Below are 11,303 nucleotides of genomic sequence, written 5' to 3'. Positions count from 1 at the left end.
CAGCCTACACTGGATCGAATTTCGACTTTTGTAGTAGGAAGTAACGGTCATTTATATGACAAGTTTTATAACGGTAGTCAATGGGTATGGGAAGAACAGGGAACACCACCCAGCGCAACAGTAATCAGACCATCCAGGACGAGAGCAATCAACTCACCTGGTGTAGTCTACCAGCCTACACTGGATCGAATTTCGACTTTTGTAGTAGGAAGTAACGGTCATTTATATGACAAGTTTTATAACGGTAGTCAATGGGTATGGGAAGACCAGGGAACACCATAGGAAAATAAACTCGTCCCTGATCACAAAAAGACTTTAAATAACTATTTAAAACAGATCCAGTCGCCTTCTACTTGAGCGATCGCACCACCAGGAAATGGATCGGTTTGTGATCGGTTGGGCGCTATAATTAAAGCCGTTAATTTTTCGATGTGTTCAAAACTAGGTGCATCAGTCAATATTTGCTGCAATACCTGGCGCATCACGCGACGTTGCAACGCCAATGGTGCTTTTTGCAATACTCGACGATTTAACCTTAAGGGAAGAATAGTAAGGAAATTTTCTTCATGCTCAATGACGGCGGCTGCTTCAAGTTGGGAAACTGCAAGGGCGCACTGCTTCCCTAATGCCCCATCTCGCAATTGCTGGGCAGCTTTTTCTAAATATTCCACTTCTGCTTGGAGAAGTTCTGCTGTTTGAGCCAAGGCTGATTCTACTTGGGGATTGAAATTTTCTCGCAAGTATGGTAACAATTCTTGGCGAATGCGGTTGCGGGCATATTGTAAATCTTGATTGGTAGAATCTTCCCAAATTGGCAATCTAAATTCTTGACAAAATTGCTCTGTTTGTGTGCGAGTAATTTCTAAAAGGGGACGCACTAGCATAATGCCTGTAGTTAGGGGGCGTTGCCAAGTTAGGGCTTGTAAGCCATCAGCACCAGTACCGCGAATTAAGTTGTAGAGGAGAGTTTCGGCGCGATCGCTGGCGGTGTGTCCTGTAACTATATATTGATAATTATTTGCTTTGGCGATCGCACTTAAAGCTTGATATCGCCAATCGCGTGCAGCAGCTTCACTATTTATAGGTTCGTTCGCTGTTTCTAAATAAAAGGATATACCCCAAGTTTTAGCTAAATTTTCGACATGATAAGCATTAGCTTCGGAGTCACAACGCCAGCGATGATCGCAGTGAGCAATACCTAAATGCCATCCCCATTTGGATTGTAAATCTAAAAGTAATTTTATTAAACACAGAGAATCTTGTCCGCCAGAGACAGCGATTAATAGACGCTGGTTGCGTTCAAATAAGTGACGCGATCGGATGGTGCGATGGATTTTTGCATGTAGGGGAGTCCACACTATTTTTAGAACTTCTTATAGTTTTTGGATTTGACTTGCAGCTACAACTTTTTTAACAGTTAACACCAGTTCGGGGAAAGTAGTAGAAATAATACGGTCATTGCCCGTAAACTTTTGAACTTGGTATTGATCCTCAACCAATTGGTAAACGAAAATCGTGGGGAGTTTAGGATTACCGAGATAAGCGCGACTAGCGATCGCTAAATAATCTACAATCCGATACTCAGAGATACCGAGTCGCTGATATTCATCTAGCTTGTCAACATAATCATCATCCCAGTTTGTTGAGGTGACTATATTGTTCACCTGCTAAAAAAGGACTTAAAGTAATTTGTAATTGATAATGACGCTCCTACATTGCTAATGTAATGCATACTTTTTGAAAGTCAGATTCAATCTGGGTTTCCAGGTTTGTGTCTGTTGCTTTATTTTAGACAATTGGCAAGCTATCCACATCTAGTTTGCATACCTAAATTTAATCAAAGTCTTGTCAAGTGGGCAACATGAGCGCTTTAATTATACAAGTTAAATGTGGAACAGCTAAAAACACAAAGTAAATAATTTTGCAATCCTCTCTGTGTCTGTGCATGAACCTTATCGTCAATTCAACGCATAATATACAGAATCTTGCATAAATTTGTAGGTGATTTAATGGCAAAAATTCAAGTCGGTATTGAGGGTGAAGGCGCACCAGCAGCAGCCGAGGCTTTGCTAGAAATTCCGGGAATATCGGGAAGCTATGAAGTACCGAGGCAAAGAGAGGGAACTTTGGCGGCTGTTGCTACTATTATTGGCATTGTGGGTGGTGCTGTGGCTTTAGCTGAACAAATCCGCAAATGGTATCAAGAATGGCATAAATCTCATCCAGGAAAGCAATTTGATGTGGAAATTTTTGACCCTGATACTGGAAACAGGATTTTACTCGAAGAAGCTACCATAGAGGAAATCACGGAAATCCTCAAATCTATCAGCAAGTAAAGTGCAAACTATCCGCATTCAACTTCGGGAAAGTACGCAGGAAACAGTTGAACTCAGATATTGGCTACCTCAAAAAAATCACTATGAATCACGTCGCCTGAAATTGGCAGAAATCGCTGATTTTCTCAAGCAAGGTGAACGAGATTACTATAAACTGCTGCCCAATTTATCAGGAATCGGGCAGCAGTTATTTTTTTGGTTGGATGGAGATGGACGGTGGTTGAGTCGGGGAATTGATGACTGTCGCGGTGAAGGGTTGGTAATTGCCATTGATACTGATAAACAACTGGCACATCTACCTTGGGAAGTGCTGCATGATGGTGAGGATTTTTTAGTGAAGCGCGTTAATCCAGTGGTGTTACCTCTGCGTTGGATTGAGAAAGAAACGGATGGGTTTTCTGTGGAAGCACGACAATTGCGAGTATTGTTTATGGCAACCGACCCGGAAGATGTGCAACCAAAGTTAGAGTTTGAACAGGAAGAAGCGAGAATTCTGGCTGATACACGAGATTTTGCTGTAGATTTGCGGGTGGAAGAAAGCGGTTGCATTAGCGAGTTGGGTAAGGTGTGGAGTCGCTATTTTAATGACTTTGATGTGTTTCACCTCACAGGACACGCCTCAATTAAAGATGAAGCACCTTACACGCCTTACTTTATTACTGAGACGGAAATTGGGGAACGCCACGAAACCACAGCCGCAGAACTGGCGGAAGTCTTCCGGTTTCGCTTTCCCAAATTGGTGTTTTTATCTGGGTGTCGCACTGGACAAGCAGCAGATAAAGGGGCTGTCCCTTCAATGGCTGAGGCACTAATTGCCCAAGGGGCGAGGGCTGTTTTAAGTTGGGGGCGGCCTGTGGAAGATCGGACAGCTACAGCCGCCGCCGCGCACCTCTACGGCAAATTGGCAGCTGGATATCAATTAGCTGAAGCACTCGCTAGCACTTACCAGCAGTTGTTTCAACAGAATGTGCGTGACTGGCATTTGTTGCGGTTATATGTGCAGGGAGAATGTCCCGGTGCGTTCGTGGAAGTGTTGGGAGATTTGCCACTCTCAGCGCCGGAACCTGCTTATGAACAGTTTTTAGATCCCGATACCCAACAGGTGCGGGTGGCGAAACCCTCTGAGTTCGTTGGGAGACGGCGGACTTTGCAACGTTGTCTCAAAGCAATTCGCACTTCATTAGGGGTACTAATTCACGGACTGGGGGGTGTGGGTAAGAGTACTGTGACGGCGCGACTTCTAGAAAGGATGGTTGGCTATCACAGGCTGGTGAACTTTCGGCAACTGGATGAAGACAAACTGCTCAAAACCCTTGCTGAACAATGTACCTTGGAAAGGGGGCATGAAATTCTCAATGGCAAGTTACCGTTGATGCAGCGCCTCACCAAGTTTTTCACTGAAGGACTCAATACCAAAGAACAGCGCTTTGTCTTTGTGCTGGATGACTTTGAGGCTAATTTGGAATTACGAAATGGGGTTTATGTCTTGCAACCACAAGTTGTGGATGTACTGCTGGCGTTGCTGAAGGCGATGCAAAATTCCCAACTTCCCCACAAGGTAATTATTACCTGTCGCTACGATTTCACACTGGCAGAACTGAATCATCGTCTGTACCGCGAACCTCTGGGTGCTTTGGCTGGGGCAGATTTAATTAAAAAGTATAATCGTCTGGATTCGTTTAATGGCAGTTGGCAATTTCAGCCAGATTTGCCGGAACGTGCCAAAAAAGCAGCAGATGGAAATCCTCGGCTGTTGGAATGGTTAGATAAGATTTTGCAAAATTCCCCGAAGTCGCCAGAAGCGGAGAGGGGAGTTGAGATGATTCTGCAAAAGATGGCAGATAAGGAAAAGGAATTTCGTGAGGATATTTTGGCACAGGTATTGCTGAAGCAGCAAACTCCTGCTTTGCGTCAAATGCTGGGGAAGTTGTTGGTGTATGAGTTACCTGTTCCTCTAGCTGCTATTGACCCGATTTGTGAGGATATCTCAAGTTGGGATCATATTCAACGTGCTGAAATTTTGGGTTTGTTGGAAGTTACCCTCACCAACAATACAAAGAGGTTGTATCGTGTTCCCCGGATTTTGTCACCGTTGCTAGAGTTTCCAGAAAACCCCAAGGGTGAAGAGTTGTATAAACAAGCTGCACAAATTTTGTATCGTCTGTGGTGGGAAGGAGCGGAAAGTTCTACGGAAGCACTAGCGTTAGAAATTCATCGTTTAGCGTTCTTGGGGAAGGATGGAGAAATTGCGGCAAAGATAGCTAGTTCATTGGCGGAACACTTACAGAATCAAAGTCGATTTCGAGAAGCGGTAAATCTATGCAAATCAACCATAGAAATTGCTGAAGACTATCGTGTTCTCCGAAAAATGGCTTTTTGTGAACACCAACTCGGTGAGATTGAACAAGCACTGAATTATTATCAACAAGCTTTAAAGCTTTGTCCAAAAGAAGATGAACACGAATTAGCATTAATTTATTATTATTTTGGCATACTAAAAATCGACATAGGGGAAGTAGATGAGGCGATCGCACTCTACAATCGGTCTTTGTTAATAAGAGAACGCATTGGTGATGTCCAAGGCAAAGCGGCGACGTTGCACCAACTGGCACGTATCTACGCCAACAAAGGGGAAGTGGATGAAGCGCTCGCACTCTACAATCAGTCTTTGTCAATAGAAGAACGCATTGATAATCTCCAAGGCAAAGCGGCGACGTTGCACGAATTGGCTACTCTCTACGCCAACAAAGGGGAAGTGGATGAAGCGCTGGCACTCTACAATCAGTCTTTGGAAATCGATGAACGCATTGGAGATGTCCAAATCAAAGCGGCGACGTTGAACCAATTGGGAAATATCTACGCCAACAAAGGGGAAGTGGATGAAGCGCTCGCACTCTACAATCAGTCTTTAGAAATAAGAGAACGCATTGGAGATGTCCAAGGCAAAGCGGCGACGTTGGGCAATCTAGCAAGCATCTACGCTAACAAAGGGGATGTGGATGAAGCGCTCGCACTTTTCAATCAATCTTTGGAAATAAAAGAACGCATTGGTAATATCGAAGGCAAAGCGGCGACGTTGTACGGACTGGGACGTATCTACGCTAAAAAAGGGGAAGTGGATAAAGCGATCGCACTCTACAATCAGTCTTTGGAAATTAATGAACGCATTGGAAATGTCCAAGGCAAAGCGGCGACGTTGAACCAATTGGGAATTATCTACGCCAACAAAGGGGATGTGGATGAAGCGAGCGCACTTTTCAATCAGTCTTTGGAAATAAATGAACGCATTGGTAATATCGAAGGCAAAGCGGCGACGTTGCACGAACTAGGACGTATCTACGCCAACAAAGGGGAAGTGGATGAAGCAATCGCACTTTTCAATCAGTCTTTAGAAATAAAAGAACGCATTGGTAATATCGAAGGCAAAGCGGCGACGTTGCACGAACTAGGACGTATCTACGCCAACAAAGGGGAAGTGGATGAAGCGATCGCACTCTACAATCAAGTCCTTGAAATTGATGAAAGCATTGGTAATATCGAAGGCAAAGCGGCGACGTTGCACCAACTGGCAATTCTCCACACCGACAAAGGAGAAGTGGATGAAGCGATCGCACTCTACAATCAATCTTTAGAAATAAATGAACGCATTGGAAATGTCCAAGGCAAAGCGGCGACGTTGCACCAATTGGCAATTATCTACGCCGACAAAGGGGAAGTGGATGAAGCGATCACACTTTTCAATCAGTCTTTGGAAATAACTCAACGCATTGGTGATGTCCGAAGTCAAGCAATGACTCTGTGGTGGTTAGGAGATTTGGCAGAACAACAGGGTGAATACACCAAAGCTATATCCTATTTGCAACCAGCTTTAGAGATTTTGCAGCGATTGAAGTCACCGGATGCTGAAAGTGTGAGTGCAAGTCTTGATAGTGTAATGCGTAATGCGTAATTCGTAATTCGTAATTAATGAAAGATTTTTATCTCACGCAAAGGCGCAGAGGCGCAGAGAGGAAGGCGAGAGTGTGATTTAAGTAAATGAAAATACTGTAATGAGTCTTTTATACTTGTGAATGAGTGTTTGAACTAGATTAATCCACCTCTGAACTCCGTTAACGAGTGTTTGAACTGGATTCATCCACCTCTGAACTCCGTTAACGAGTGTTTGAACTGGATTCATCCACCTCTGAACTCCGTTAATGAGTATTTGAACTGGATTCATCCACCTCTGAACTCCGTTAACGAGTGTTTGAACTGGATTCATCCACCTCTGAACTCCGTTAATGAGTATTTGAACTGGATTCATCCACCTCTGAACTCCGTTAACGAGTGTTTAATACTCGTGGACAAGTTTTTAGGAATTTCCAAGTAATAAAATCTCCTAATATTTATTGTAGGATGGGCGTCTCGCCGTTTTTAGATTAAATCAGGATCTACACCGAGCGATCGCAATTGTTATGCTTTATTTCATTAATGAATTTTGATAGCCATTCAGGAGAGAGAATCTGGATCTACACCGAGCGATCGCAACTGTTCTGCTAATAATTCAGCACGTCGTCGTGCTTGTTGAGCTTCTTGCTGTGCTTGCTGTGTTTGTTGTTGAGCAAGTTTTTTGTCTTCTTCTGGTGTTAAAAACCTTTGTCCTTGCTGGTTATACCAATACAACCACTCGCGCCCAATGCCTAGATAAGTTCCCTGTTCCATGCCAATTCCTAAACCAATCTCTGGTAGCCAAACAGGATTACCATCTTGAAGTTCATAAACATTATTAACTAATTTGTAAACTTCTAAACGTGGCTTCCGGCGACGAAATGGATTGTAAACCACATAATATAAAATCCCCAATCTTGCATACTCTGCTTTCTTGGTTGAGTACTCACCGCGATATGTCTGAGACACTACCTCCAGCGCTAATATCGGTACTCTCTTCTCTTCCCAAAGCACATAACTGAGGCGGAGGTTTTGATCGTAAAATCGCTCTACGCCCAGACTCAAAAATCCATCTGGGACTATCGCTGCTAAATCTGGATCGTGATAAATCCCCATATCTATACCAAAAAACCAATCCATGCGTTCTGCCCAAACCATCGCTAAGATAACTTTGAGTAAACCTGGAATTATATTTTGTAATTCGTTATCCACTGGGGTATCGTCAGAGTCTGGCAGTTCCTCAGATGAGGGCAAACAAGCTAATGGATCGTACTTTAGCATGATGGGTTTACTCTTCCTCAGTTATTAGTACATCTTTATTTTATAAATGAATTTTGATAGCAATTTAAATGAGAGAATCAGGATCTATGCCAAGCGATCGCAATTGTTATGCTTTATTTCATTAATGAATTTTGATAGCAATTCAGGATAGAGAATCAGGATCTATGCCGAGCGATCGCAACTGTTGTGCTAATAATTCAGCACGTCGTTCTGCTTGTTGAGCTTTTTGTTCTGCTTGTTGAGCTTTTTGTTCTGCTTGTTGAGCTTTTTGCTCTGCTTGTTGAGCTTTTTGTTCTGCTTGCCGGGTTTTCTGTTGAGCGAGTTTTGCGTTTTCCTCGGGTGTTAAAAGCTTTTCCCCTTGCTGGTTATACCAATACAACCACTGGCGAGGAATGCCTAGATAAGTTCCCCGTTCCATGCCAATTCCTAAACCAATCTCTGGTAGCCAAAGGGGATTATCATCTTCTAACGAAGTGTAACCACCATTAATTAATTTGTATATTTCTAACCGTGGCTTTCGGCGACGATTCGGATTGTAGACTACATAATATAAAATCCCTAATTTGGCATACTCTGTTTTTTTAGTAGAGTACTCACCACGATACTTTTGAGATACTACTTCTAGTGCTAATATTGGTACTCTCCTTTCTTCCCAAAGCACATAACTGGGACGGAGGTTTTCATCATAAAATCGCTCTACGCCCAAACTCAAAAATCCATCTGGGACTATTGCTGGTAAATCTGGGTCGTAATAAATACCCATATCTACACCAAAGTACCAATCCATGCGTTCTGGCCAAGCGATCGCCAGAAGTGCTTTGAGTAAACCCGGAATTAAATCTTGTAATTCATTATCCACTGGCGTATCATCAGAGTCTGGCAGTTCCTCAGATGAGGGCAAACAAGCTAATGGATTGTACTCTAGCATGATGGGTTTACTCTTCCTCAGTTATTAGTACATCTTTATTTTATTAATGAATTTTGATAGTAATTTAAATGAGAGAATCAGGATCTATGCCAAGCGATCGCAACTGTTGTGCTAATAATTCAGCACGTCGTTGTGCTTGTTGAGCTTCTTGCTGTGCTTGCTGCGCTTCTTGTTTTGCTTGCTGCGCTTCTTGTTTTGCTTGTTGGGTTTCTTGTTTAGCGAGTTTTGCGTCTTCTTCTGGTGTTAAAAGCTTTTCCCCTTGCTGGTTATACCAATACATCCATTCCCGTGGTATGCCTAAATAAGTTCCTCGTTCGATGCCAATTCCTAAACCTATTTCTGGCAACCAAACTGGATTATCATTATGTAATTCATAAACATTGTTAACTAATTTAGAAACTTCTAAACGTGGCTTGCGGCGACGAAATGGGTTGTAAACTACATAATACAAAATTCCCAATCTTGCATACTCTGCTTTTTTGGTCGAGTACTCACCACGGTATGTTTTAGATACTACCTCCAACACTAATATCGGTAATTTATTCTCTTCCCAAAGCACATAACTGGGACGGAGGTTTTCATCATAAAATCGCTCTACGCCCAAACTCAAAAATCCATCTGGGACTATTGCTGGTAAATCTGGGTCGTAATAAATACCCATATCTACACCAAAGTACCAATCCATGCGTTCTGGCCAAGCGATCGCCAGAAGTGCTTTGAGTAAACCCGGAATTAAATCTTGTAATTCATTATCCACTGGCGTATCATCAGAGTCTGGCAGTTCCTCAGATGAGGGCAAACAAGCTAATGGATTGTACTCTAGCATGATGGGTTTACTCTTCCTCAGTTATTAGTGCATCTTTATTTTATTAATGAATTTTGATAGTAATTCAGCACATCCTATTTTATTTGCAAACTTCGAGAGGGTCAGAACTCCAACTTCTTTAAGAAGTCGGGGTTCTTTTACTCATTGGATATTAATTTTCCACTTGTTTGAGTCTTTGAAAAATTTCATCAAGTGGTGATTCAGAACCCTCAGGACAAAATTCTAAAGCAAGTCTAACTTTTCCTTTTTTCCATCCCTGAGTACTGAATTGCAAAACCTCACAATTTAATCCTTGAGTATACAAATTTACTTCATCTGTTTCATCTGCTCCAATATATTCCTTAATTGCTGTAATCAAATCACGTACTTTAAAAGTTTTAGCAATATTTAATTTATTAAAAGTGTCTGGTTCTATAGACACAACTTCATCATGATTTAGTCTCTCGAATCCATCTTCCATAAAAATCTCCTGTCACTAAATCTATATTTTCCACAGATTTAGCAGTTCATCCGAAATAATTCCTAAGAGATAAATAATAGTAAATTTAAATCTATTCCTTTCTCCCTCTTCGCTAACGCCTACGGTGTATACACAAGTCTTTGGTGATGCAATTTCAGATTTTCACCCAGCCCTTAAGATACCTCAAGAAAGGTTTTGCTACACTAAACCTTAATAAGGAGAAAGATGTCCGATAAGACAGGGTGAGGTTTTTCTTTTATTTTGGGTAATTCGCTCGCTTGTGTGTACACCATAGCCGCTAACAAAGAGGGGTTAGGGGTGAGGTTACTAAAAGAACCAACCGTAAGAATGCAAACCTTTACCTAAAAGATTCACACCGAGATAGCAAACCCAAACAACAACAAAACCAGTGGCGGCTAAAATCGCGGGACGACGCCCTTGCCAACCGCGAGTGATTCGGGCGTGGAGATAGGCAGCGAACACTAACCAGGTAATTAATGCCCAAGTTTCTTTGGGGTCCCAACTCCAGTAGGAACCCCAAGCTTCGTTAGCCCAAACGCCGCCAGCAATGATGCCAATTGTCAGCAGGGGAAATCCTAGCCCGATGATGCGATAGCTGATGTTGTCGAGGGTTTCGGCAAGGCTAAGGCGCTGGGGTGAAAGGGGTTCAGAATTTTGGATTTCGGATTTTGGATTTTGGATTGGGGTTGTTGTAACTAAACCCAAAACTGCGGTGTTACCGTTACCGTTGCCGTTGCTAGTAGTTTCAAAACGAGCAAAGCCGTTATTTTCGGCAGAAGGGGCTGATGGTTGAGGAATTAGATCAGCTGCTTTGTTTAAGCGGTAGCCGTTGCTGCGATAGCCACCATTACCTACTGAACTACCTTGTAGTTGGATGTTTTGACCGCGAGTCACAACTAAAAAAGCGATCGCTAATAACGCACCTACCATCAAAGCAGAATAACTCAACATCATGACGCTGACATGCATCATCAGCCAATTTGACTTCAAGGCAGGTACTAAGGGTTCTGACGCTTGCATCTGCGATGGTAGTGTCATAGTAGCAAAAGCGACAATCGCCATTGCCACAGGAGCTGTAACAACTCCTACTAAGCGGCTACGGCTACTACTTTCGGCAATTAGATGAACGGTGGTAATCCCCCAAGTTAAGAAAAATAGGGATTCATAGAGGTTACTTAAGGGAAAGTAACCAGCTTCGATCCATCTTGCCCCTAATAGAGTTGCTATACACAAATTTGCGATCGCCATCCCAGCTGTCCCCAAAGCGGCTAGATAAGGCAGATTCGGAAAAGCCGCTCCTCCCCAATAGACCAGCATTGTTAGGAATAAGATGGCAAAAGAGGCATTGTCCAGCCAGTTTTGGAGTACAACCAAATTCATAAAGTCTTCTCTCCGTGAATGATTGAAAATATCGATTCTGACTGTTCTGATCCTATATGCTTAGAGGGTCATGGGACAGGGGAAAGTTAGGAGTTAGGAGTTAGGAGTTATGAGTTATGAGTTAGAAGTTAATAATTTTTAATA

At 42.7% G+C, this 11,303-nt stretch carries 10 protein-coding genes and 1 pseudogene; 4 read left to right on the top strand and 7 right to left on the bottom strand.

Annotation, left to right across the window (positions count from 1 at the left end):
- The coding region (locus V7L20_RS03980) for a hypothetical protein (RefSeq protein WP_334742813.1) at positions 1–282 on the top strand (282 nt) is incomplete at its 5' end.
- Positions 283–323: 41 nt separating this feature from the next.
- Here V7L20_RS03980 and tilS read toward each other — a convergent pair.
- Both tilS and V7L20_RS03970 read right to left on the bottom strand, forming a co-directional pair.
- Positions 324–1,361 (bottom strand): tRNA lysidine(34) synthetase TilS, encoded by a 1,038-nt coding sequence (gene tilS, locus V7L20_RS03975; RefSeq protein ID WP_334742822.1) that lies wholly within the window; start codon positions 1,359–1,361, stop codon positions 324–326.
- A 12-nt stretch (positions 1,362–1,373) separates the two neighbouring features.
- Positions 1,374–1,652, bottom strand: a pseudogene (locus tag V7L20_RS03970) (Uma2 family endonuclease); the annotation flags it as partial.
- A gap of 357 nt (positions 1,653–2,009) precedes the next feature.
- On the opposite strand from V7L20_RS03970, the gene V7L20_RS03965 reads away from it, so the two are divergent.
- From V7L20_RS03965 to V7L20_RS03955, 3 genes are all read left to right on the top strand, one after another.
- A complete protein-coding gene (locus V7L20_RS03965) occupies positions 2,010–2,336 on the top strand; it encodes a hypothetical protein (RefSeq protein ID WP_334742812.1) in 327 nt (108 codons plus the stop codon).
- Between the two features lies 1 nt (position 2,337).
- On the top strand, positions 2,338–6,285 hold the full coding sequence (locus V7L20_RS03960) for a tetratricopeptide repeat protein (protein WP_334742811.1): 3,948 nt from the start codon (positions 2,338–2,340) through the stop codon (positions 6,283–6,285).
- Positions 6,286–6,456: 171 nt separating this feature from the next.
- Positions 6,457–6,705: a hypothetical protein gene (locus V7L20_RS03955; RefSeq protein ID WP_334742810.1), complete on the top strand. Its 249-nt coding sequence runs from the start codon at positions 6,457–6,459 to the stop codon at positions 6,703–6,705.
- Positions 6,706–6,824: 119 nt separating this feature from the next.
- Here V7L20_RS03955 and V7L20_RS03950 read toward each other — a convergent pair whose 3' ends face one another.
- The 5 genes from V7L20_RS03950 to ccsB form a co-directional block, all read right to left on the bottom strand.
- Positions 6,825–7,544: a Uma2 family endonuclease gene (locus tag V7L20_RS03950; protein ID WP_334742809.1), complete on the bottom strand. Its 720-nt coding sequence runs from the start codon at positions 7,542–7,544 to the stop codon at positions 6,825–6,827.
- A 142-nt stretch (positions 7,545–7,686) separates the two neighbouring features.
- Positions 7,687–8,472 (bottom strand): Uma2 family endonuclease, encoded by a 786-nt coding sequence (locus V7L20_RS03945; protein WP_334742808.1) that lies wholly within the window; start codon positions 8,470–8,472, stop codon positions 7,687–7,689.
- A 64-nt stretch (positions 8,473–8,536) separates the two neighbouring features.
- A complete protein-coding gene (locus tag V7L20_RS03940) occupies positions 8,537–9,298 on the bottom strand; it encodes a Uma2 family endonuclease (protein ID WP_334742807.1) in 762 nt (253 codons plus the stop codon).
- Positions 9,299–9,449: 151 nt separating this feature from the next.
- Complete coding sequence (locus tag V7L20_RS03935) at positions 9,450–9,758, bottom strand: KGK domain-containing protein (RefSeq protein ID WP_334742806.1); 309 nt, start codon at positions 9,756–9,758, stop codon at positions 9,450–9,452.
- A gap of 327 nt (positions 9,759–10,085) precedes the next feature.
- Entirely contained in the window at positions 10,086–11,159 is a 1,074-nt protein-coding gene (ccsB, locus tag V7L20_RS03930) for a c-type cytochrome biogenesis protein CcsB (RefSeq protein ID WP_334742805.1), read from the bottom strand.
- Between the last annotated feature and the right edge of the window lie 144 nt (positions 11,160–11,303).

It is taken from the genome of Nostoc sp., from assembly GCF_036916735.1.
Lineage (GTDB): Bacteria > Cyanobacteriota > Cyanobacteriia > Cyanobacteriales > Nostocaceae > Nostoc.
Note: the sequence above shows the minus strand (reverse complement) of the source record. Positions and strands in the feature narration are given on the sequence as shown.